Annotated in this window: 23 protein-coding genes; 7 read left to right on the forward strand and 16 right to left on the reverse strand. The window is 38.5% G+C overall.

Translation table 11 applies throughout. From position 1 onward, the window contains the following. Window positions 1–49 precede the first annotated feature (49 nt). Window positions 50–553, forward strand: coding sequence for a DUF7878 domain-containing protein (locus tag AC4BHP_RS14850; RefSeq protein ID WP_066108243.1), 504 nt, complete (start codon window positions 50–52; stop codon window positions 551–553). A 165-nt stretch (window positions 554–718) separates the two neighbouring features. Here AC4BHP_RS14850 and rlmD read toward each other — a convergent pair whose 3' ends face one another. The 3 genes from rlmD to recQ form a co-directional block, all read right to left on the reverse strand. Next, window positions 719–2,101 carry a 23S rRNA (uracil(1939)-C(5))-methyltransferase RlmD gene (rlmD, locus tag AC4BHP_RS14855; protein WP_139892728.1) on the reverse strand — a complete coding sequence of 461 codons (1,383 nt, stop codon included), beginning with the start codon at window positions 2,099–2,101 and terminating at the stop codon, window positions 719–721. Then, the gene (locus AC4BHP_RS14860; RefSeq protein WP_148631101.1) at window positions 2,073–2,975 is read right to left on the reverse strand and encodes a DNA-3-methyladenine glycosylase family protein; all 903 of its coding nucleotides are present in this window, start codon (window positions 2,973–2,975) and stop codon (window positions 2,073–2,075) included. The genes rlmD and AC4BHP_RS14860 overlap by 29 nt, the downstream gene beginning before the upstream one ends. Window positions 2,976–3,053: 78 nt before the next feature. Beyond that, window positions 3,054–5,198: a DNA helicase RecQ gene (recQ, locus tag AC4BHP_RS14865; RefSeq protein ID WP_490553104.1), complete on the reverse strand. Its 2,145-nt coding sequence runs from the start codon at window positions 5,196–5,198 to the stop codon at window positions 3,054–3,056. A gap of 157 nt (window positions 5,199–5,355) precedes the next feature. On the opposite strand from recQ, the gene AC4BHP_RS14870 reads away from it, so the two are divergent. Further along, window positions 5,356–5,907 carry a DUF3267 domain-containing protein gene (locus AC4BHP_RS14870; RefSeq protein ID WP_066108256.1) on the forward strand — a complete coding sequence of 184 codons (552 nt, stop codon included), beginning with the start codon at window positions 5,356–5,358 and terminating at the stop codon, window positions 5,905–5,907. 207 nt (window positions 5,908–6,114) lie between these two features. On the opposite strand, the gene pdaA is transcribed toward AC4BHP_RS14870, so the two are convergent. The 4 genes from pdaA to cax all read right to left on the reverse strand — a co-directional run bounded on the left by pdaA (window position 6,115) and on the right by cax (window position 9,851). Continuing rightward, complete coding sequence (gene pdaA / locus AC4BHP_RS14875; RefSeq protein WP_148631125.1) at window positions 6,115–6,897, reverse strand: delta-lactam-biosynthetic de-N-acetylase; 783 nt, start codon at window positions 6,895–6,897, stop codon at window positions 6,115–6,117. Between the two features lie 182 nt (window positions 6,898–7,079). Further along, window positions 7,080–7,286, reverse strand: a complete 207-nt coding sequence (locus tag AC4BHP_RS14880) for an SE1561 family protein (RefSeq protein WP_066108258.1) — start codon at window positions 7,284–7,286, stop codon at window positions 7,080–7,082. Between the two features lie 135 nt (window positions 7,287–7,421). After that, the gene (locus AC4BHP_RS14885; protein WP_066108261.1) at window positions 7,422–8,243 is read right to left on the reverse strand and encodes a YfkD famly protein; all 822 of its coding nucleotides are present in this window, start codon (window positions 8,241–8,243) and stop codon (window positions 7,422–7,424) included. Between the two features lie 543 nt (window positions 8,244–8,786). Then, complete coding sequence (cax, locus tag AC4BHP_RS14890) at window positions 8,787–9,851, reverse strand: calcium/proton exchanger (protein ID WP_066108268.1); 1,065 nt, start codon at window positions 9,849–9,851, stop codon at window positions 8,787–8,789. Between the two features lie 136 nt (window positions 9,852–9,987). Here cax and AC4BHP_RS14895 point away from each other — a divergent pair, with 136 nt between their 5' ends. Both AC4BHP_RS14895 and AC4BHP_RS14900 read left to right on the forward strand, forming a co-directional pair. Beyond that, the gene (locus AC4BHP_RS14895) at window positions 9,988–11,166 is read left to right on the forward strand and encodes an MFS transporter (RefSeq protein ID WP_066108271.1); all 1,179 of its coding nucleotides are present in this window, start codon (window positions 9,988–9,990) and stop codon (window positions 11,164–11,166) included. A gap of 356 nt (window positions 11,167–11,522) precedes the next feature. After that, the gene (locus AC4BHP_RS14900) at window positions 11,523–13,457 is read left to right on the forward strand and encodes a heavy metal translocating P-type ATPase (protein ID WP_066108274.1); all 1,935 of its coding nucleotides are present in this window, start codon (window positions 11,523–11,525) and stop codon (window positions 13,455–13,457) included. 190 nt (window positions 13,458–13,647) lie between these two features. Here the strand turns inward: AC4BHP_RS14900 and AC4BHP_RS14905 are convergent, their stop codons facing one another. Continuing rightward, the gene (locus AC4BHP_RS14905) at window positions 13,648–14,487 is read right to left on the reverse strand and encodes a YihY/virulence factor BrkB family protein (RefSeq protein ID WP_490553109.1); all 840 of its coding nucleotides are present in this window, start codon (window positions 14,485–14,487) and stop codon (window positions 13,648–13,650) included. A gap of 32 nt (window positions 14,488–14,519) precedes the next feature. Continuing rightward, entirely contained in the window at window positions 14,520–14,939 is a 420-nt protein-coding gene (locus AC4BHP_RS14910) for a YtxH domain-containing protein (protein WP_140462155.1), read from the reverse strand. A gap of 201 nt (window positions 14,940–15,140) precedes the next feature. On the opposite strand from AC4BHP_RS14910, the gene AC4BHP_RS14915 reads away from it, so the two are divergent. Next, window positions 15,141–16,496 carry an alanine/glycine:cation symporter family protein gene (locus AC4BHP_RS14915; RefSeq protein WP_066108579.1) on the forward strand — a complete coding sequence of 452 codons (1,356 nt, stop codon included), beginning with the start codon at window positions 15,141–15,143 and terminating at the stop codon, window positions 16,494–16,496. 53 nt (window positions 16,497–16,549) lie between these two features. Continuing rightward, on the forward strand, window positions 16,550–16,783 hold the full coding sequence (locus AC4BHP_RS14920; RefSeq protein ID WP_066108582.1) for a DUF1128 domain-containing protein: 234 nt from the start codon (window positions 16,550–16,552) through the stop codon (window positions 16,781–16,783). 46 nt (window positions 16,784–16,829) lie between these two features. Here AC4BHP_RS14920 and AC4BHP_RS14925 read toward each other — a convergent pair whose 3' ends face one another. The 3 genes from AC4BHP_RS14925 to motA form a co-directional block, all read right to left on the reverse strand. After that, entirely contained in the window at window positions 16,830–17,348 is a 519-nt protein-coding gene (locus tag AC4BHP_RS14925; protein ID WP_140462154.1) for a type 1 glutamine amidotransferase domain-containing protein, read from the reverse strand. Window positions 17,349–17,618: 270 nt separating this feature from the next. Beyond that, on the reverse strand, window positions 17,619–18,386 hold the full coding sequence (gene motB / locus AC4BHP_RS14930) for a flagellar motor protein MotB (protein ID WP_140462153.1): 768 nt from the start codon (window positions 18,384–18,386) through the stop codon (window positions 17,619–17,621). Next, entirely contained in the window at window positions 18,355–19,170 is an 816-nt protein-coding gene (motA, locus tag AC4BHP_RS14935) for a flagellar motor stator protein MotA (RefSeq protein ID WP_490553112.1), read from the reverse strand. The genes motB and motA overlap by 32 nt, the downstream gene beginning before the upstream one ends. A 383-nt stretch (window positions 19,171–19,553) precedes the next feature. Between motA and AC4BHP_RS14940 the strand changes: the two genes are divergently transcribed. Further along, complete coding sequence (locus AC4BHP_RS14940; protein ID WP_066108289.1) at window positions 19,554–20,012, forward strand: C40 family peptidase; 459 nt, start codon at window positions 19,554–19,556, stop codon at window positions 20,010–20,012. A gap of 188 nt (window positions 20,013–20,200) precedes the next feature. On the opposite strand, the gene AC4BHP_RS14945 is transcribed toward AC4BHP_RS14940, so the two are convergent. The 4 genes from AC4BHP_RS14945 to AC4BHP_RS14960 all read right to left on the reverse strand — a co-directional run bounded on the left by AC4BHP_RS14945 (window position 20,201) and on the right by AC4BHP_RS14960 (window position 24,189). Continuing rightward, on the reverse strand, window positions 20,201–20,446 hold the full coding sequence (locus AC4BHP_RS14945; protein ID WP_490553116.1) for a DUF2164 domain-containing protein: 246 nt from the start codon (window positions 20,444–20,446) through the stop codon (window positions 20,201–20,203). 144 nt (window positions 20,447–20,590) lie between these two features. Beyond that, window positions 20,591–21,340 (reverse strand): pyruvate formate-lyase-activating protein, encoded by a 750-nt coding sequence (gene pflA / locus AC4BHP_RS14950; protein WP_066108295.1) that lies wholly within the window; start codon window positions 21,338–21,340, stop codon window positions 20,591–20,593. Window positions 21,341–21,439: 99 nt separating this feature from the next. After that, window positions 21,440–23,698, reverse strand: coding sequence for a formate C-acetyltransferase (gene pflB / locus AC4BHP_RS14955; protein ID WP_139892733.1), 2,259 nt, complete (start codon window positions 23,696–23,698; stop codon window positions 21,440–21,442). A 332-nt stretch (window positions 23,699–24,030) separates the two neighbouring features. Then, window positions 24,031–24,189: a hypothetical protein gene (locus tag AC4BHP_RS14960; RefSeq protein WP_175354311.1), complete on the reverse strand. Its 159-nt coding sequence runs from the start codon at window positions 24,187–24,189 to the stop codon at window positions 24,031–24,033. Between the last annotated feature and the right edge of the window lie 6 nt (window positions 24,190–24,195).

A 24,195-nucleotide genomic window follows, 5' to 3' on the forward strand; every position in this document is an offset into this window, starting at 1 on the left:
GGCATTTTAGGAAGAGACAAAATTAGAATAGAGATAGGGTGACGAAGACATGGACAGTATTTCAAACAAAATAAAGTTTGAATACAATTTTGTAGTAGATAAAGAAATGATCTCAAAAAAGCATAAAAGGGATGTGCCTGCCATATTAGCCGTGGATGCCACATTTACAATAAAAATCAACAACGAATTATACTTTGAAACAGAACTAGCTATACTCGAATTCTATAAAGCATTGTATAGATGGAAAGAAGAGATTACGAAGAAGAATCCTACACCGGAATTCCATTATTACACGATTGAATATGCTGACTATGAGAATGGAGCTATCCTGTCATTAATCCCCTTTTCCAATAAGGCCAGAGTGAAATCAATCTGGGCAGAACAAGATCTATATAATGTTTTCGATCTAGACTATATTGTAATGGAATTCATTCTACTAGAAGAGATACTAAAACGGGATATAGAGGATTATTTTGATATAAGATTAAAAGATTTCATCAAACACATTCCTGTCCAAATTTCAAACCCGCTTTTGCTAAAGGGGAATTTGTAAATGGTTTAGGTAGCAGGACATGTTCAAAAAATTATATTAAATAGACAAACCTATCTGCTAATCGGATTCAATAAAAAAAGACCCAGTTTTCATAAAAGATTATTTATACGAAAACTGGGTCGATTAACAAATGTTTATTTAGTTAGCCAAGAGTATTTTTATTGGTTACACCTTCAACATAATCTCCACAACGCACTCAATATGAGAAGTTTGTGGGAACATGTCCACTGGTTGGATATATTTTGGTCTGTATTTTTTGCTTAGGTAGTCCAAATCCTTGGCCAGTGTGGATGGGTTACAGGATACATAGACGATTTTTCTTGGACGTGTGCGCAGGATGGCATCCATTAATTTATGATCCAAGCCGCTTCTTGGCGGATCGACGACAACGACATCTGGCTTCCAGCCTTCGCGCAGCCATTTAGGCATGAGAACTTCTGCTTTGCCTACTTCGAAGCTGACATTATCCATATGATGCTTTTTAGCATTCTGAATGGCATCTTCAATTGATTCCGGAATGACATCCATGCCTCTAACTTCTTTACAAAAATCCGCAAGCCACAATCCTATCGTTCCTACTCCGCAATAAGCATCTACTACTCGTTCATGACCGTGAAGGCGAGCTGCTTTTTTCACTTCATCATAGAGCTTCACGGTTTGTACTGGATTCAATTGGAAGAAGGTACGCGCTGATAGCTCATAGGATAAATCGCCAAGTTCTTCTTCAATTGCTTCTTCTCCCCACAGATGAATCGTCTTTTCGCCGAATATAAGCGGAGTCTGTTCTTTATTCACGTTTTGAACAATGGAAACGACTTCCGGTAAACGTTTGTTGATTTCTTCTATGATTTGGCGCTTCTTAGGAAGCTTTTCAGAAATGGTGATGATCACCACTTGGACCTGATCCGATGAGAAGCCGACACGGGTTACGACCGTTTTAACAATCCCGCTTTTCTTTTTCTCATCATAGGATGGCAATCCAAATTCCTGCAAAATATCCAATACTGTACGAGTAACCTTGTTCGTTGCTTCATGCTGAACGATACAATTTGGAATATCAATCAAGTTATGAGTATTTGCCGCATAAAGGCCGGCAATCAACTCTCCAGTCTCATTGGTGCCAACCTGGAATTGGTTTTTATTACGGTAATTCCATGGATTCTCCATCCCAATTGTTGGACGGATATCTACATTGCTGGCATCGTATTGGCTATGGCGCTCCAATGATTGAATAACGATATCACGTTTTTCCTTCAATTGTTGGCTGTATTCCAAATGCTGCAATTGGCATCCACCACATACGTCATAAACCGGACATGGTGCTTCGACTCGATGTGGCGATGCCTTTTTAATCTTTTTGACAAGACCTTCCGAATACTTCGGATGGACCTTCGTAATCTTTACTTCTACAATTTCATCCGGCAGAGCACCCGGTACAAATACAACCTGACGTTTATAGTAGCCGACTCCCTCACCATTTATGCCAAGGCGTTTAATAGTTAGTAAAATCTCTTGTCCTTCACGGACTAATGTTGCCTGTTGGTTCATCAATATTCCTCCGTTTTTCAATGCTTCTCCATAAGTAAAGTGAAGCGTAGCTTAAATAAGGATGCCACTCCTTACTGAATTGCTCCATCTCTTCCATTGTTGGCTTTCGTTCTAGGTTATATAGCAGCTTAATAGCATTCTGAATGCCGATGTCTGCTTTTGGAAATAAATTCGGGCGGCCAAGACCAAATAACAGGAAGTTTTCAGCCGTCCATCTGCCTACACCTCGAATTCTTGTTAATTCTTCTATAATTTCTTCATCTGTCTTTGTGCGCAACTCTTCCAACCTGAGTTCACCGCTTGCAATCTTTTCTGAAAGGCCAATGACATACTCTGCTTTTCTGCCGCTGAATTTCATTCCTTTTAACTCATCTACTGTGAGAGCAGCGGTTGTCTCTGGAGATGGATAAAACCATACTCCGTCCTTCTGATACCCATAGGCTGTGACAAAATCCTTCGTTAGTTTTTGAGCAAACGCCATATTCAGCTGTTGATGGATAATACTTTTCACGAGACAGCCATATAGGTCGAATTCTAAAATAAGCGGGGTACCGCGATGGCGAGTAAAAATATTATTGAGCTTCGTCTCGCCAAAGTGAGCATGTATATCAGAAAGTGGCAAATGCCACTGAAAAATCTCCTTTAAACGATCCGTTGCCAATACTTGTTCCTTTTTGCCGCTAATTGTAAAGGCCGGCTTATCTACCGTACCGATCGCTTGGACGGTATAAACATTGGGCTTACCATGAATCAGTAAAGGGACCTGAATCAAGCGATTGCGGTAATCTATTTCATACAGAGGATCAAGACCGATCCTTTCCAATACCAGGTCAAAATCATAGGGAGCTTCTACATGAATGGTTTCTTTCCACATCATTATCACTCCTTTATGGACTAGTCCAGTTATTATAACAGGTTTTGCAGCTATATGGGTACATAGGAAAACGGCCCATTAAATTGGAGCCGTATCCATGTTCTTCTTCGTTATTACCGCTTTAATCGCACTGTAGCTGATTTCATTAGGAAGATGCTCTTTAATTGGCTTTAAAAAATCATTCCCCACTTCCTCAATCGCCTGTAGAACCTGGATTTCCTCCTCAGGTGAGAAGAAATACTCCCAATTCAGAGGCAATCCTTCTTCTGCACATCGGAATAGATGCCTTTCTACTGTTTGGGAGGATAAATCTCTTTCTTTTGCAATCTCCTTCAGCGTAAGCCCTTGTTTATATAATTCATACGTATCCATATGTGAGTTGGCAGTACCTGCCTTGGATTTTTTCACCGCAGGCATTTTTTCCTCTTGTTCTACAATTGGTGCTTCATAATCATTTTCCTTTATAAACGCTGTGATCACTTCCACAAATCGCTCACCATACTTATCTGTCTTTTGAGCTCCGACTCCCTTCACCTCAAGGAACACATCTGTGGTTTGCGGTTGTTTAACGCACATATCGCGCAAAGCTTGGTCGGAGAATATCAAATATGGAGGCACATTTTCCTCTCCTGCAATTTGTTTTCGCAAATTACGCAGCACTTCGAATAAAGGATCATCTGTTGAAATAGCGGTGATCCGCACAGCTTCTTTTCTCATTACCGCACGTTTCCCGAGCAACACTTCTTTGCCGGCAGCTGTGACATATAAGAGCGGATATTGCCCACCCGTAATCCCAATTAATTGCTCAGATGTTAGAAAATCAATCAGTTCAGCGACCTCTTTGGTTGATTGATTTTTCATTAACCCATACGTTGATAAGGATTGAAAGTTTTGTTCAAGCAATTTCTTATTGGATGAGCCCGTTAACACTTGGGCAATCATTGTTTTTCCAAAACGTTCGCCAGTTCGGATTATACAGGATAAGACCATTTGGGCATCTTTTGTCACATCCTTCGCACTTCGTTCATCTAGACAGTTAGAGCACCGCCCGCAATCATCTGCCTCCTGCTCACCAAAATAGTGCAGAATATAAGCTTGCAGGCAGCCTTGTGTATGGCAATAGTCACGCATTTGATACAGCTTTTGCAACTCTTGATTTTTATGGTTTTCATCACCAAACGATTGATCAATCAAAAAGCGCTGGACCTGAACGTCCTGTTCAGATTGAAGCAATATACATTCACTCGGCAAGCCATCACGTCCGGCACGGCCTGCCTCCTGATAATAACTTTCCATATTTTTAGGCATTTGAGCATGAATCACATATCGTACATTCGATTTATCTATCCCCATCCCAAACGCATTCGTTGCGACCATGACAGTAATTTCATCACTTAAAAATTTGTTTTGCTCTGTTTCACGTTCTGTACTTGATAAACCCGCATGATATCTCCCAACTGTTATACCTTTTTGTTGGAGACGTTCATATAGATGGTCCACTGTTTTTCGTGTGGCACAATAAATAATCCCGGATTCCTGTTTATTTTTTCCTACATACGCATCAATATATTTTTGTTTATTTTGCCCTTTCACGACCTGGAAGCTTAAATTTTCCCGTTCGAAGCCAGTTATAACCGTATGTGACTCTTCAATATTCAAGGATCGGCGAATATCTGCCTGCACTCGCGGAGTTGCTGTTGCTGTCAGGGCAAGGACAACCGGATTGGAATTCAATTGTTCGGCTAATGATTGGATGCGTAAATAACTCGGGCGGAAATCATGACCCCATTGTGATATACAGTGAGCTTCATCTACAGCAATTAATCCAACCGGCAATTTACGGATATCCTCAATAAAGCCATGGGATTCCAGTCTTTCAGGCGCCAAATATAAGAGCTTATAGGCCCCCTGCTGGATGTCATACAAACGATCATTCACTTCACTCGCGGTTAGGGAACTATTGATAAAGGTGGCGGGTATTCCGGCCTGATCCAGTGAATCTACCTGGTCCTTCATGAGAGAGATTAATGGAGAAATAACGAGGGTAACGCCCGGTATTATCATCGCCGGGATTTGATAACAAATTGATTTACCTCCGCCTGTCGGCATAATTCCTAGTGTATCGATTCCTTGTAGCACCTGCTCAATAATTTTGGCTTGTCCATTGCGAAAAGAATCATAACCAAAATACTTCTTTAAAAGAGAGCTTGCTTCTGTAAGCATGAATTCCCTCCTCCATTCATTGATCATTCTACCATCCATTATAGCTTATAGAGATTGATCTATACTAGTGAGACAAGATAGCTGGAGTCTTAAAAATCACCAAATATATCCTTCTTATATGATAAACTGATAGTAATCTATAACTGGAGGTTTTCCGATGCTGGCTGATTCCTTGAAATCATATCAAATAATAGATGAAACTCGTGAAATGGAAGATTTAAATAAACCAATTTTGATCAGTACTTTCACTCTTATGGTCGGATTGCTTATCCCCTATTGGTTCATTTGGAAAATCGGTGAGATTGACCTATTCTTTTTAATTGAACTGGCTGTTGGATACATCCTCCTAATTTTCATGCATGAAGTACTGCATCTAGTAGGCTACATATTTTTCGGGAAAGCCAAAATAAGTGAGGTTAAACTGGGTGTTTTATGGAAGTATCTTACTCCTTATGCCCATTGCAAAATACCAATCAGGATCAAAGCTTATCGGATCAGTGTTTTATTACCGATTGTCCTCGGAATCGTGCCATTAATTTATGCATTTTTAAACGGAAATGATTATTGGTTTTTTATTGGATTGTTTATGACTATCGGATCATTAGGGGACCTTATCATTCTTTGGATATTGCGCAAGTATTCAGTAGATGTCCTTGTTCAGGACCACTCCAGTAAAATTGGCTGTATTGTTTACACTCCTCAATCTTAAATGTTTTTCGATTCCATACTGTCAATGAAAATGAAAGTGAAAGGCTCCCAAATCGATTGACAGGAATCCAACCATCAAAAAGGGAACCCCACACAGGAATGCCCTTATCTTACCATTTTCTCAAGATAAATATGATGCCCGTTGTTTTTTCAATATTAATACTAAAAACCGCTTATTATTTGTAAGCGGTTTTTTTGTTTAGGCACATTATATCTTTATGTCTATTTTCTGTTTTTGTGGTGTCTTCTGTGGTTTTTCACAATTCATATCATCCAAGCTTTTAAAGGTATACCCTCTCTTTTTTAAATCTGTAATCACCTGGCCAAGTGCTTCTGCATTGTCCTTAGACACAGAATGTAAGAGCAAAATGGCACCGGGATGAATTTGAGCCATAATTTGATCATAGGAATGCTTCCACCCCTGCTGACGATTCACATCCCAATCAAGAAAAGCAACCGACCATAAAATATGTTTATAGCCCAGATCATTTGCCACCTGTAAAGTTCGTTCACTAAATATTCCTCGTGGCGGTCTGATATAGGACATATCCTTTTGCCCTGTTAATTCCTCTGTCTTCTTCTTAACCCGTTCCAGTTCATCAGCTATTTTATCATCCGATACCTGTGTGAAATTGGGATGGCTCCATGAATGATTGCCAACTATATGCCCTTCCTTCACCATTCTTTTCACTAACGGTTCAGCTGTATTCAAATAATGACCTGTAACAAAAAAGGTAGCCGGAACTTTATGTTCTTTCAGTACATCCAGTACCTTCTCCGTATATCCATTTTCATAGCCATTATCAAACGTTAAGTAAATCTCTTTCTTTGTCGTGTTTACTTTATAAACAGCACCGTATTTTTCAACGATTGCATTATATTTAGGCCCTGCATCAGCAGGCTGTTCATTCTTTCCCTTATTAAAGCCCCAACCATACTGTACGTTTGAAATCGCCTCAGCAACGCCCAGGAATAATGTCCCCGAAAGCATGATGGCAGATAATCCGGTGATAAGCCATTTTTTCACTATTTTCCCTCCTGAATATACTTTTGATAAAGATAGTTTTAATCAGAGTAAGGGAATTTATGCAGCACAGCGAATGATTGCATTAACGATATAATATAAAAAAGACAAATCCGCTTATAACGGATTTGCCATATAATCTTATTCATTTATACCTCTTTATTAGGTTCTGTTTCCGGTCGATTTTGAAAGCTTTGAAACTTCTCCTCAATTGAATCCACGATTTCAATTAGGCGGTCAATATCTTCAATATCCGCTGTTTCAGGCTCAATCCGGTCTAAAACCTCCATAAATAACTCAAGTCGGTCTTTTAAGTATTTTACTTGTTCATCTTTATTATAAATCGGTGTTGTCAAACTAATCCGGCTCCTTTCATCATAAATATTATCCTAAACGATAGTAGCCTATTTCGCAACTGACCATTTTCTATTTTACCCAAAAGCAAGAAGCTTCAACCAAAACCGGCTGAAGCTTGCAGACTTAAACGGCAATCAATATGGTCGGTTGACCGCTCTGAACTGGAATGAAACATGATCTTGAATAGGAATCCAGGCTCCAATCCCTTGTGAGGTTACATTCCTTACTACAATCTCACGTTTGCTTCCTTTCAATACTAAATAGACCTCACCATATGTGACTTTACCCTTCTCGTTTATTGCCGGCGCATACCCATAGAGGTAGCCAAGTCTCATTGGCGGTATATTGTATACTCTGTCTTTTTTTGTACCGCTACCTATGATGGTCTCAAATGCCAGTGGCAGTTTAGATTTTTCTGATGCTCTCGCCAGCATCATTTTTTGAATATCCTGACTGGAAGGTACTTTTGCTGTCAATCCTCCGCGCACCACTTTTTGTGTCTCTTGGACATAATGAATTTGGAAATTCGTATCCCCGCCACGGTTATCATAAAAATTCGTATTGATTTTTTGATACTCCCAGTTTGGAGAGGTTTCCATCGATTCATAATTTAAAGCCCACTTACCTAAGTAAACAGTGGCTCTATACCAAAAGGCAACCGGATTGGTTCCGATATTGGTTTCATTAAGCATGTGAACTAATTCAGGATTTTCTATTTTAACGTTGCTGGACTTAAGCAATTGTTTGGATAACTCACTTGGCTCAAGCATTGGCGTGTCCTGACTGGAATTGGGATATGTGTTTTCTTTATTGATCGATAAAACGGACTCCGGAATTTTATACTTAGCTTCCTCAACCGTAGGGTCTGCTCCTTCTTTTGGGGCAGCCCAGTTATGCTGGGTTGGAATAATAACGAGCATGGCTATAACGATCATGATAAAAAAATTTCTTCTCATGCTTGAAGCTCCTTTCTTACATACAAAAAAGAATGATTGTTCCGTTATTTTCCCTCTTAAGCAAAAAAACTATTCAAAAATCAGGATTGTTTTATTACACCTTGCAGTTACTAGAATTAACAGATTGTTAAGCTATATTAACTGTTTATTTAGCACATTACAAACCAGTATTTTTTGTCACAGTTTTGTAAAATTCAGAATATTTACAAAACTACAGGAAGGTGCTATACTAAAACCACCATATCGTAAAGGAGGCGAAATCAACAGCCGGAATAACTGCAGGGAGGAATGCTTATCGAAACCATCCTCACACGGAAAACTTAATGTAGATTTCGTCACAAATCAGGACAATAAAGATAAAGGATGTGACCTATAGGGCTAACTAACATGACTGTTTAAAACAGAAATATCTACCTTTGAAAAGATACATTTATTTTTGGAAGGATTAGAATTTAGTTAGACATGACTTATGATGAAGCAAATTGGAAAAACATAAAAAAGACTCTGAATCCATAGTAGATCAGAGTCTTTTTTAATTTATTATTATAACAGAAAGAAACCTATCCCCATCACTAAATAAGCAGCAAGTAAGGTGAGTCCTTCAAACCAGTTTGTTTCCCCATCGTTCGTTATTACAATCATTAAAAAGACAGATAGCACCATCGCCACAAGTTCAGGCAATGTAAAGACAAGTGGCATTTGCGTTTCAAATAATAAAGATACCAGAACAAGTACCGGTGCTACAAACATGGCCACCTGTAAAGTAGAACCAACAGCAATTTCAACAGCAATGTCCATTTTATTTTTGTAAGCGAAAATAATGGCAGATGCATGCTCAGCTGCATTTCCGACAATTGCTACAATGATAACCCCGATAAATAATTCAGACCAGCCCAATTGATTCCCTACGTCTTCGAATGTATGTACCAAATTCTCAGATACATAGGCTACTGCCACTGTTGCCAAAGCTAGGACCATAATCGACCATTTTTTGCTCCACTCTGCTTCTTCAGTTTCTTCCTCTGCAAAAGACAAGTCTTCCTTACGTTGATAGACACCGCGATGGGTGACCAATTTAAAGAATAAAGCAGCCAAATATAAACAGATCAGGATAATGGATATGCCTGTACTCATGACCATTTGGTTACTTCTTTCCATCTCTCCGGCAAATACTTCAGGAATGATAAATGCAACTAATACACCGAATGTTAATAGCCCTGCATTGTGCCTGGCATCAAATACATTAAATTTTTGTCTTTTATACTTAATACCACCCAAGAAAAATGAAGCCCCACTAACTAATAATAAGTTACCGATGACACTTCCTGTTAAAGAAGCCAATACAATTCCCACCAGTCCCGCTTTAAGAGAAAAAATGGAGATGATCAGCTCAACAGCATTTCCAAATGTTGCATTTAGCAATCCTCCAATCCTCGGTCCGGATATGATTGCTAAGCTTTCTGTCGCCCTCCCCATAAAACTTGCCAGAGCAATAATCGTTAAACAATAAACAGCAAACATGAGCAGACTTGGCCAATGTAAAATGGAGCCGGCTATGGATACCGGTAGGCCAATCATTAGCATTGCAGAAAATATTTTTTGTCCCATCCCTTGAATTCCTTCTTTCTAATCTAAAATATATTCATTTATTCCCGAATTACCTTTAGATTAGTCTTCAAAATCTCCTTGCTAAAGTTTGTGAACAACTCTAATATTGATTCAGATAGATATAGGAGAGATAATTATGAACTATCAAAAAATTAGATTTTCTGCACTTATTATTCTAGTTGCTGTGTCAGGTTTCTCACAGGGAATGCTGTTACCCTTAATTGCCATTATTTTTGAACAGGATGGAGTAAGCTCCGGTCTAAACGGATTAAATGCTACAGGACTATATCTGGGAATACTATTAATCTCACCTTTCATGGAAATTCCTCTGCGAAAATTTGGTTATAAACCCCTGATTTTTTTCGGCGGACTGTCGGTGATTATTGCGTTTCTGTTATTTCCGATCCTAGATTCTTTCTGGTTTTGGTTCATTCTCCGTATGATTATCGGAATTGGAGATCATACCTTACATTTCACAACCCAAACCTGGATAACCGCTTTTACGCCAGTAAACAAGAGGGGCAGAAATATATCCATTTATGGCTTATCCTTCGGCATAGGTTTCGCAGTTGGGCCATTACTGACTAATTTAATTGAAGTTAATCGGGCATTACCCTTTATCGTTGCATCAGCAATCAGTCTTATTGCTTGGTTGACCGTCTTTTTATTAAAAAATGAATTTCCAGATGAAGATTTGGAAACAACCAATGTTTTCGGTACCTTACATCGTTTCAAAAAAGTTGCCAAGTATGCATGGGTTGCGTTCTTGCCTCCTTTTGGTTATGGATTTTTGGAAGCATCCCTAAATGGAAATTTCCCTATCTATGCTTTACGAATTAATATGGATGTTCAACAAGTCTCCATCATCTTGCCTGCTTTTGCAGCAGGCAGCATTATTACCCAGATCCCATTAGGAATTTTAAGTGATTCCTTAGGGAGGAAACGCGTTCTTCAATATGTTCTTTTTAGCGGTTTTGCCATCTTTTTAACAGCTGCCTTAATTGAACAAACCGTTACAGGTTTATTTATCTGTTTCTTTATTGCAGGTATGCTTGTCGGCTCCACCTTCTCTTTAGGAATCAGTTATATGACCGATCTATTGCCTACACAACTGCTTCCTGCCGGCAATATTATTTGTGGAATAGTCTTTAGCCTTGGAAGCATCTCTGGGCCATTTTTTGGCGGCTTGGCCATTCAATATCTGCCTAATGGGAATTTCCTTCTTGTAATCAGTGTTATCCTGTTACTGATTTTCATCGCTCTTAGCAGATTTAAAAGAAATCCAATTAATGACCAGATTCAAACCTCTGTGTAAGCAGAGGTTTTTTCATTCGACTTTATTACTGTAATTGTTGCTGTATTTATTCATCCACTCAATTTTATCTCATATTCACCTTCACGCATCTTCAGTTAAAATTTCCCCTATCCACAAATAAGCAAGGTAGAAAATTGCTATTTTTTCTTTTCCAAATAAATTCACTTAACTTCTTTAGCGACTCATGTTATACTAATATGTAGATAATAATTATTATAAATAAGAAAGAAAAATGTTGCTGTCACAGTATTTGTGGCAGCATCCGCTATTTTATAAGCCTAATGATTTTGAACATCATTCTCAATTAGAAAAGAAAAACAACGAGATCTATTCTCAATTACAAGGAGGTTATTCACATGGAAACAGCACTGAATAAATCAAGCTTGAAAAATTCACCTAGCCAATATAATAGATGGAAAGAATTCACCTCTAAACTTACGTCCAATTGGGAGCTCTTGGCTGCCGGTTTAAGCGGAATTCTGATTTTATGCGGCTGGCTATTATCAACAAAGGATTTGAATGCCTCATCTGCCTTCGTCTATATACTGGCATATGTAATTGGGGGTTATGCCAAGGCTAAAGAAGGCATCACTCAGACGATTGAAGAGAGAAAACTGAACGTAGAGCTTTTGATGATTCTGGCAGCGATTGGGTCAGCCATTATCGGATATTGGACTGAGGGAGCAATCCTGATTTTTATTTTCTCTTTGAGCGGTGCACTTGAAACGTATACGATGAATAAAAGTCACAAAGAAATTTCTTCATTAATGGATTTGCAGCCTGAACAGGCTTTGAGAATAGTCGATAACACTGAAGAAATAGTACCGGTTTCTTCCCTGCAAGTTGGAGATTTGATTTTAATTAAGCCTGGGGAACGCATCCCCTCAGATGGAGAAATCTTATTTGGAGAGACTGCTGTTGATGAAGCTGCAATTACCGGAGAATCGATTCCCGTCAGCAAATATATTCAAGACGAGGTATTTGCAGGGACGGTTAATGGACATGGAACCATAAAAGTTAAGGTTACAAAACCTAACAGTGAAACTTTATTCCAAAAAATTATCACACTTGTTCAAAATGCGCAAAGTGAAAAATCTCCTTCTCAATTATTTATTGAAAGATTTGAGGATACGTATGTAAAAGTTGTTCTTGTTGTCGTTGGAATTATGTTGTTTCTCCCACATTTTGTTCTGGGTTGGTCCTGGACAGAGACCTTCTACCGGGCAATGGTTTTGTTAGTGGTAGCTTCTCCATGTGCATTAGTTGCTTCTATCATGCCGGCTACTTTATCCGCGATTTCGAATGGCGCTAAAAGTGGGATTTTATTCAAAGGCGGTATCCATCTAGAAAACCTAGGCAATGTAAAGGCCATTGCTTTCGATAAAACAGGGACACTAACTCAGGGGAAACCCGTTGTGACGGATATTTTAATCCGCGATGACATCGATCAAAAAGAATTTTTATTAAGTGTAGCTTCCATTGAACAGAATTCGAATCATCCGCTGGGACAATCCATTGTTAAGCATGTTGAACAGCTTTATTCACAGACCATGCCGCGCGTAGAATCTGAAGAAATATCCGGATTTGGTGTTCAAGGACATGCAAATGGGCACTATTGGAAGATTGGGAAGAAGGATTTTGTAGGCGAAGAAGCCGCCATGTCATTTAAAAATGGAGCGGCACTTGAATTAATGTCTGAAGGGAAAACATTGTCCTATGTAAAAGATGAGAAAGGTATTGCAGGAATAATTGCATTAAAAGATATCATTCGTAAAGAGACTGCCGATGCTCTCGAAGCATTGAAGGAACTGGATGTATATACATGCATGCTGACTGGAGATAACGAGCACACTGCCAAGGTAATCGCCAAAGAAAGCCATTTATCTGGGTTTGTTGCTGGATGTTTACCTGAACAAAAGGTAGAAGAAGTTAAAAAACTTAGAGAGAAATATACTACCGTTGCCATGGTTGGGGATGGCATTAATGATGCGCCTGCGTTAGCTACTGCTTCTGTCGGAATTGCCATGGGTGAAGGATCTGATGTGGCTCTTGATACAGCTGATATTGTTCTCATGAAAAACGACTTACCAAAAATAGCAGAAGCCATTCAATTATCCAAACGAATGAACCGAATCATTCGCCAAAATGTTATCTTTTCAATTTCCGTCATTATGATTTTAGTTGTATCAAACTTTTTTCAGGCTCTCGACCTACCATTCGGTGTAATCGGCCATGAAGGCAGCACCATATTAGTCATCCTAAACAGTCTCCGTTTATTAAAATCTAAATAGAATACAAATAGAGGCTATCCTGTAAGTCTGTTAATGACTTTCCGGACGGCCTCTATTTTCTTTATTCATGGGAAGTTAATCTGAAACACATCAAATCTTCCTAAAACTACGGTGGCTGTTCATTTAATAATCAATCACCGTTCGTCCGCACATTAGTTCTGAACCATTATAATTTGAATCCACGCTCTACTTATTTAATCGTCCAGTGCCTCTTATTTCTGGACAATACTGCATTAATTTCTCCGCCTACAATAATGACAAGACCTGATATATATAACCAAAGCATTAAAACAATCAAGCCTCCGAGACTGCCATATGTGGAAGAATAGTTACCAAATGTACTCACGTAAACTGAAAATGCCCACGATGATAGCGCCCATCCGACACTCGCGAAGATTGCCCCTGGTAAAACGTCTCTACATTTCATTTTAAGGTTGGGCCCAATCCAATACAAAATTAAAAATACAAAGGTAATGACAACAATAGAAATCACCCAGCGCAGTAAATCATAAACAAAGGAAGGCTCGTATCCTAGGAAATCAAATACAATATTGAGAATATATTTCCCAAACACTGGCAATAGCAAAGAAACCACTACAACCAGGATTAATCCAATGGTTAAAATCAAAGCTAATCCTCTTGTTTTAATAAATGATCTGGTTTCCTCAACATCATATGCATGATTAAGAGCCTTTATAATGGCATTGGTCCCGTTGGATGCTGACCACATCGTTGCCAAGATACCAAAAGATAACAAGCCGCCGTTTTGGTTAGCCATGACATCCTTTAAACTCGATTCTAATAAATTTGCCGATTCTGCAGGAGCATACGTATGCAAAAGCTCCATCAAATCCGCTTGGGAAACCTGCAAAAAAGGCAATAACGTGATAACAAATATTAAGAGCGGAAAAATTGAAAGTAAGAAGTAATAGGCTAATTGCGCTGCCAAGCCTGTTACTTCATCACCTTGAATTTTATCGTATAAATGTTTAAATACGCTTTTATTTACATACTTCTTCCTACCTTCCATTCCAGTACCACCTCTATTCAGCTTGTTTGACTTTATTTGCGCGTAGAAGTGGTACTTATATCATCAGATACAGAGGAAGTATTACTGTTCTCTGTCGTAGAAGCCGAACCATCAGAAGATTTTTTGTCTACCAGTACTTCTTTTGTTTCCTTAATAACCCCTGCTACTTGCGGTGGCATTTCTTTCATTTCATCTACCTTTTCAGATATAAAAGATACATCCTGACCAATTTGATCTATGTTTGTACGAATTTTACCAGACATCTCCTTCACATTTTCCACTATAGAATTCGGATCTTTAGCCATCGATTTAACATTCGTTATCATTTTTTGGCCGCCTGTCATTACTGTTTTGCGAGTGTTCTTATCCAATAGGCTGATTGCAAAACCTGCTGCTGCTCCACCTAAAATTCCTAACCATAGCTTATTGCTCTTTTGACTGCTTCTACTCATTATTTATCCCTCCCGAATTAATTTTACTTGCTTATTCTTATATTTATTGATTTACCTATAATAGCGGAATTCTAAACATAAAATGGCAATTAAGTATTTTTTATCTTGACGCAAAATTGTTTCAAGAATATTCTTAATATTAACAACATACAGATAGGGTGAATTTACTTGATTGACTTTTTGAATAAGTTTTCAAAAGATTTGACTGTACTTTTAGAAACAATAAGTAATTTTCTTTGGGGGCCACCCCTCTTAATTTTAATTGTTGGTACAGGTATTTATTTAACATTTCGTATTGGATTTTTACAAATTAAATTATTGCCTTATTCATTAAAATTGGCCTTCACTAAAAGCCAGGATAAAAAATCGGACGGAGATATTTCCCATTTCCAGGCTTTAATGACTGCTCTTGCAGCAACAGTCGGAACTGGGAATATTGTTGGAGTGGCTACAGCAGTCGTCAGCGGTGGACCAGGGGCCGTCTTCTGGATGTGGGTTGCTGCCTTTTTTGGTATGGCGACGAAATACGGAGAAGCAGTACTTGCGGTTAAATACAGAATCGTAAATGCTAATGGTGAAATGTCAGGTGGACCTATGTATTATTTAGAAAAAGGGCTGAGAATGAAATGGCTTGGCGTCGCCTTTGCGATTTTCGGTGCGATTGCAGCTTTTGGAATCGGTAATATGGTCCAAGCTAATTCAGTAGCCAACACGATTCATGATACTTTCTCCATCCCAACCTGGGTAACCGGGATTGTCCTGACTATTTTTGCCGCTCTTGTGTTAGTCGGAGGCATTAAAAGCATCGGTAAAGTCACCTCCTATTTTGTACCGGTTATGGCCGCCTTTTATTTAATTTGTGGAATCTTAATTCTTATCTTAAATGCTGAACTCGTTCCAAATGCAATTAAACTGATTTTCACAGATGCCTTCACTGGACAGGCAGTAGCTGGCGGTGCAATCGGTACTGTAATCCGTTGGGGTGTGGCTAGAGGTGTCTTTTCGAATGAAGCTGGTTTAGGGTCAGCTCCGATTGCGGCAGCTGCGGCTAAAACGGATTTTCCTGCCCGACAAGCACTTGTATCAATGACGCAAGTATTTATTGATACAATCATTATTTGCTCAATAACAGGAATTTCACTTGTAATGGCAGACCAATATCATAGTGGATTAGAAGGAGCAGAACTGACATCCGTCTCCTTTGATTTATTATTAGGTCCTGTTGGTTCCTACATCGTTTCAATCGGGTTAATTTTCTTTGCTGCCTCCACAATTATTGGTTGGGCTTATTATGGTGAGAAATGCTATTCCTACTTATTTGGAGATAGGACCGTGATTAGCTATCGAATCGTTTTTGTTTTAGCTGTTTTTATTGGCTGCGTAAGCTCCCTTGATCTTGTTTGGAGCTTTGCTGATATTATGAATGCTTTAATGGCAATTCCTAACTTGATTGGCCTCCTCGGACTTTCAGCTGTGATTATAGCTGAAACAAAAATCATTATCAGAATTATTAATAGTGAAAAACAAAATAAGCAGCGAAAGACATTTGAAACTTGAATTTGACAGATAGCGAATTCCATGGAATGATATTTCTATCTAGTGCGGAAGGGATGAATGAAGTGGCAGATTTATCGGTTAAATCCACTGAGAATATTAAAATTATGATTAATGGCATCCAAGAAAAATTACAAATGATCAACAGTTCAGCTATGCGTGCAGACAGCTTTAATGATAGCTCCTATGAGGATTTACTGGAGATATATGAAATGGTCATGTCCAAGGACCGCTTCAGCCCTAGTGAAATGCAAGCAATTGTCGAAGAGATTGGCAAATTGAGAAAGTAAATAGGCAATAAAAGCTCCTCTGTTCAATGAACAGAGGAGCTTCATTTTATTTGGACAGCAATGCAAGGGATTCCCTGTTGAAAGCTGGGATATCATCAGGCTGTCTGCTTGTTACTAATTGTTCTCCACATACAAATACCTCTTCATCATGATAAGTGGCACCTGCATTCTCGAGATCAACTTTAATTGATTTGTAACCTGTTGAATCTCTTCCTTCCAGCGCTTTTGCAGTAATCAACAATTGCGGACCATGGCAAATTGCGAATACTGGTTTCTTTGCATCCATGAATTCCTTGGCGAAAGAAACAAAACGATCGTCTCCTCTTAAAATGTCAGGAGAGAATCCACCCGGAATAAATAAAGCATCAAACTCATTCGCTTTTACCTCATCAATGCCCTTTTGAATTTCCACCGTTTCTTTTCCTTGCTTACCTTCAACATTTTGTCCACTTTCAAAGCCGATGGTTACTATTTCATGACCAGCTTCCTTATAAGCCTTAGCAGGGTCTGTATATTCTACATCTTCAAACATATCCGTTATGACACATGCAATTCTTTTTCTCATACTATCAATCTCCTTTTTTGAAAAATAATAGTTACAGTTTCATCTTTCCCTCGGCAAAATTTTCATAAACATTCTCTTTTATGTAATCAAGGAATATAAAAACAGTGTGAATGATATTCACACTGCCCAAGTCACTCGTTTAAAGATTTCCACATTTCCCTAATAGACTTCACTATTTTCCAATGTCTCCAAAATTTTTGAACTAAGCCTCATCCTATCTAAATTCAGATACCCCTTCTAAATTCATTAACCAACTTAACGGATAATCCACTACTCACCAATTAATGTTTTACGGGGCATGATGAGGATTTCTACGCGTCTATTTTTCTCCCGCCCACTGTCAGTGGTATTAGGCGATACTGGTTTAAATTCTCCAAAGCCTTTTGCACTAAACCATTCCGGTTTTAATTTTTTATTATCTTGAAGAAGCTTCATAAAGTTAACAGCTCTCATAACGCTTAATTCCCAATTTGACTCAAATTCTGCATTACGAATCGGAACATTATCCGTATGTCCGCTAATGATAATATTTCTGGGTGGTTCCATTACAAGCAGTTCAGATATTTCCTTAGCAATTATTTCATCTCTCTCTCTGACCATTGCGATCCCCGAGTCAAACAATACATTATCACGAATGGTTAACAGCAACCCTTCCTCTGTCAGAGATGTCTCTAAATTGGTTTTTAAATGACTGTCATTAATATAGGTATCTATTTTTTCCTGGACTACCTTTAATTCTTCCAATTCAGGACTGGCTTCCTCTGTTCCTTCTTCCTCTTTCCCATCAAATTTCTCTGGGTCTGTTTCTGTCATCATCCCTTCAGGCATTGGGCTCGGATGCTCAAAAACACCTGTTCCTCCATCTAATGCTTTATTAAAGGCTCGTGATAGTTCAGAGAACTTTTGGGCATCTACAGAACTCATAGCAAATAAGACAATAAATAACGCTAATAATAGGGTTAATAAGTCACTATATGGGAGCAGCCAGGACTCGGACATATGCTCCTCATGCTGAGATTTCTTTTTTCGCCTGGACATTGTTTCTCATCTCACCTTCCAACCACTTCTTCCTTTCCACAGCAGGTAAATAAGAAGATAGTTTTTGCTCTATAGTCCTTGGTGCTTCACCTTCTAATATAGATAGAATGCCTTCTACCATCATCTCTTTAATACGTACTTCCTGTTTAGATTTTCTCTTTAATTTATTCGCAAACGGGTGCCACAGTAAATATCCCGTAAAGATTCCCATCAATGTAGCAACAAATGCTGCACTTATGGCATGGCCCAGTACCTCTGTATCACTCATATTACCCAGGGCTGCAATTAACCCTACTACTGCACCTAGTACCCCGAGGGTCGGAGCATAGGTGCCAGCCTGTGTGAATATCTGAGCCCCAACAGCATGCCTTTCCTCCATGGCATCTATTTCTTCTGATAGGATGTCGCGAATATAATCTGCACTTTGTCCTTCAACCGCCAAATTCAAGCCATTCCTTAAAAACGGATCTTCAACTGATTCTGAAATTTTTTCTAGCGCCAGCAAACCTTCTTTACGAGCTGTTTGTGCCCAATCACAAAATGTATGAATTAATTCTTCCGTTGAGACCATTGCTTTTTCTGAAAAAAGGATGCCAAATAGCTTAGGAAGCTTAATCAATTCATTAACTGGAAAAGCAACTAATATAGCAGCAGCCGTTCCTAAGAAAATGATTAATATAGCAGCTGGATTGACGAGAACTGCGATATCAACACCTTTTAGCACCATTCCAACACCTACTGAAACGACGGCCAACATAATCCCTATGATTGAAGACTTGTCCATATAATTCACCCGTTTTCTACTATTCTTTTATCTCTTCTAGTATCGACATTTCAATAAATTCCTTAACACTAATAAGCTTTTAAAAAGATATGAGAATCAATTTTAGGTAAAAAGACATAAAAAAAGTGATGAAAACATCACTTTTTTTAATCGATTTTGAGGAGAATGACTTACCTTTATCCCCTCTATCATTAATCTTCTACGAATATAATTTGGGGTTTTTTAACAAATATGTCGAAGTAACCAAATTTCTGTAATATTTTTGTAAATTAATTTCAATAATGCTGTAACCATAGAAACTAGTATTTTAGTTATAGTAAAAAAGTAGAGAAAAAGGCGGTAAGATTTAACAATGCTGCCAAAAAAACATTTCGGGGGTCAATATGAAAAAAATAATTATTGCTCTTGCTATTTTTCTGTCATCCACGCTTGTGCCATTTGGACCATTTGAATCTAAAGCCTCAGCCGCTATTTCGACAAGTAAAGCTAACAAAGTTGTATCAACCGGGAAAAAATATGTAGGAACGCCTTATCGATACGGCGGAACAACACCTAAAGGATTTGACTGTTCTGGTTTTGTGGGGTATACCTACAAAAAAGCGGCAGGAAAGAAACTTCCAAGGACCTCAACCAGTATGTATAAACAGGGGAAAAAGATCGCTAAATCTAAGTTAAAAAAAGGTGATTTAGTTTTCTTTAATACTTCTGGAAAAGGAGTATCCCATGTAGCAATCTATATTGGCAGCAACAAAGTCATTCACTCTGTATCTAAAGGTGTAAAAATAGATTCACTAAGCTCTTCATATTGGAAGAAGCGTTATGTAGGTGCTAAAAGAATATAAATTCTATTTTCCAGGCGGACATCCTTCGCCTTTTTATTTTGCCTTTTTTTTTACCCACTTTTAAAAAGTGTAGACCTTTACATCAAGTATAGCTTGCATACTGTCTTAACCAGTCAGCATCTCACTTGATGGTATTTCACTATAGACTCTGATCTCTCCTTCTCTTTTCAGGAAGGTTTTTAAAGCATCTATTTTTTTATTGGTCGCATTAATGCGTATAAGTCTTCATCCAAACGTGCAGCATATGCTTCAGCATGTTTCCCTGCATCCTTCACTCCAGCATTGTAAAAATGAGGTCCTAACGTTTCTGTGAAAAACTCTAAAATATTCTCAGCAGCCAGTTCTCCAATCTCTTCATCACGCTCTTTTTGAAAATATTGTTGAATTTGACCAATTATCCATCTTTTATCTTCTGCTTTCCAATTGATTAGCAATTGTACCCCTCCTTTGAAATTTACTTTATCTTTCATTTATAACAAAAAAATAGTAGGATATAAACCTCATGTGGTTTCTCCTACTATTTTTTTAAGCGTAACACCTATTATTTGGGCCTTTAATTATTTAATTTCATGCTCTTTTCAAGCTGGCTTTTTCATATACTTGGTTAGCATTTTGTAGGCATGCTCTACTTGTTCATCACTAGGAGATTGGATTCCCGCCAGTGGATATTTGTAGCCAAGTGTTTCCCATTTATAAACACCTAATTGATGATATGGTAAGATTTCTACCTTTTCAATATTATTAAGTGTACCTAAGAATTGACCCATTCTTTCCAAGTATTCATCCTGGTCATTAACCGTTGGAACTAGTACGTGTCTAATCCAAACCGGTTGTCCTTTGTCAGAAAGATAACGGGCGCAATCCAAAATATGTTCATTCGGTTTACCAGTTAGCTTAATATGGCGTTTGCTATCTATGTGTTTAATATCCAGTAGGATTAAGTCTGTATATTCAAGCAGTTCATCGAATTGCTCTAAAAATTCTGGTGATCTCGAAAAACAGCCAGCTGAGGAATCAATGGTCGTGTGAATTCCTCTTTCCTTACATAATTTAAACAGTTCTATAATAAAAGGAATTTGCAATAGCGGTTCTCCGCCGCTGACGGTAACTCCCCCGCCTGATGCATCCATGAATGGTTTATATAATTCAATATCTTTAACGATTTCTTCAGGACTCATTTGCTTGCCTGTTCCAATTGACCACGTATCGGCATTATGGCAATATTGGCAGCGCAACAAACAACCTTGCGTAAAGACAATGTAGCGGATCCCCGGGCCATCTACTGTGCCGCATGTTTCAACGGAATGTATATTTCCATATGTTGTCATGAGATCCCATCCTTTCTTTTCTAAAAATATCCAATTGGAAGTTAAAAGTTAGTCTCCCTGCTAATACAGGGAGACCTCCTAGTAACAAGTACTTCTATATTACATAGTTTCGTGGAACGTACGATTGATAACGTCAATTTGTTGCTCACGAGTCAACTTGATGAAGTTAACAGCGTATCCAGATACACGGATTGTTAATTGTGGATACTCTTCTGGATGTTCCATAGCAGCTAGCAATGTGTCACGATTGAATACGTTGATATTCAAGTGGTGACCTTCCTTGGAAGCATAACCATCCAAGATTGCAGCAAGGTTCGCTTCACGTTGCTCTTCTTCACGTCCAAGTGCTTTTGGCACCATAGAGAATGTGTTAGAAATACCGTCTAAAGAGCAATCGTATGGAAGCTTAGATACAGAAGATAGAGAAGCTAGAGCACCTTTTGTATCACGTCCGTGCATTGGGTTCGCACCTGGTGCGAATGGTTCGCCAGCGCGACGTCCATCTGGAGTGTTACCAGTTTTCTTACCATATACTACGTTAGAAGTAATTGTAAGAATGGATTGTGTGTGCACAGAGCTACGGTATGTTTTATGCTTTTTCAATTTAGTCATAAAGTTACGAACAAGCTCAACAGCCATGCTATCTACGCGATCATCATTGTTTCCGTATTTAGGGAAATCACCGATGATTTCAAAGTCAACTGCTACACCATTTTCATCACGGATTGGTTTAACTTGTGCATATTTAATCGCACTTAATGCGTCGGCTACTACAGACAATCCAGCAATTCCCGCTGCCATTGTGCGAAGGATTTCAACATCATGTAATGCCATTTCAATACGCTCATAGCTATACTTGTCGTGCATGTAGTGGATTACATTCAATGTATTGATGTATAGCTCTGCAAGCCATTCCATTGTGCTATCGAAGTTAGCCATAACTTCATCATAATCTAACACGTCAGAAGTAATTGCTTTGAAGTTCGGTCCAACTTGAATTTTAAGTTTTTCATCCACCCCACCGTTGATTGCATAAAGCAATGCTTTTGCAAGGTTTGCACGTGCTCCGAAGAATTGCATTTGTTTACCGATACGCATTGCGGATACACAGCAAGCAATACCGTAGTCATCGCCGTATTCTCTGATCATGATGTCATCGTTTTCGTACTGAATCGCACTTGTTTGGATAGACATTTTTGCACAGAAACGTTTGAACCCTTCTGGGAACTTCGTAGACCATAATACAGTCAAGTTTGGTTCTGGAGCTGGTCCAAGGTTTGTTAATGTATGCAAGAAACGGAAAGAGTTTTTCGTTACAAGTGTTCTTCCGTCTAATGCCATACCACCGATTGATTCTGTTACCCAAGTAGGGTCTCCACTGAACAATTGGTTGTAATCAGGTGTACGAGCAAATTTTACAAGACGAAGCTTCATAACAAAGTGATCGATGATCTCTTGTGCTTCTTGTTCAGTTAATGTGCCTTCACGAAGGTCACGTTCGATATAAATATCAAGGAAGGAAGATGTACGTCCTAGTGACATCGCTGCACCGTTTTGTTCTTTAATTGCAGCAAGGTAAGCAAAGTATAACCATTGTACTGCTTCTTTTGCATTTGTAGCTGGTTTAGAGATATCATAACCATAAATCTCAGCTAATTGTTTTAATTCACCTAAAGCACGGATTTGCTCGCTTAATTCTTCACGTTGACGAATAACTTCTTCGGACATTGTTCTTAATCCGTAGTTTTTCAAATCTTTCTTACGTTCAGCGATCAAGAAGTCTACACCGTATAATGCTACACGACGGTAGTCACCGATGATGCGTCCGCGTCCGTATGCATCTGGAAGACCAGTGATGATACCAGCCTTACGAGCAAGCTTCATTTCATCCGTATAAGCATCGAATACACCTTGGTTATGTGTTTTGCGGTAATCAGTGAAGATTTTTTGCACTTCTTCATCTACTGTGAATCCGTAAGATTCAGCTGCAGCTACCGCCATACGGATACCACCGAATGGTTGAAGAGAACGTTTGAATGGTTTATCTGTTTGGAAACCAACAATTGTTTCAAGTTCTTTATTTAAATATCCAGGACCATGTGATGTAATAGTAGAAACAATTTTAGAATCAAGATCAAGGACGCCGCCTGCTTCACGTTCTTGTTTAGTAAGTTCCATTACTTGCTTCCATAATTCTTTTGTAGCTTCTGTTGGGCCTTCTAAGAATTCATCGTTTCCTGTGTATGGAGTGATGTTTTTCATAATGAAGTCACGTGTGTTAACTTCATTCTGCCAATCTCCGCCAGCAAAGCCTCTCCATGCATCTTTTTTAGTTACATTATCCATAACCATTGCCATTTTATTTTACCTCCTAATATTACTTTCAGGAATATTATTTCAAATTTCTAGATGTTCAGCTTTTTTAAATTATATAACAGCTTTCTATACTCTTATAATACACATTATATGTGAAAAAGTGAACATGTAAATTATGACAATCTGGTGAAATCGAAAACAACGTTGTTAAATCAATCTTTTCTTTCTATTTTCGAATAATTCTAATATCAGGAACCCTTGACAGTAAATAAAACTGTTATAGTAAAATCCACTCTGAAAGCTAAACTGTACTATAAAAGGCATCTGTTCTTAAATACAGATGCCTTTATAGATACCATTATATAACAATTCTGTCATTTATGCACGTCTGATCTATTTTTAAAGGCTTCCTTCGTCACAATATATTGTTCGTGGTTTGTATGTTGTTCCTGATTTCCACCCGTTTCAGCATGGTGAGGAAAATTCCCAGGATGACTTTTACGTTTATGATTAAAACCTTTACCTCTCGCCATAATCCT

The organism is Pradoshia sp. Z4_20, from assembly GCF_058216035.1.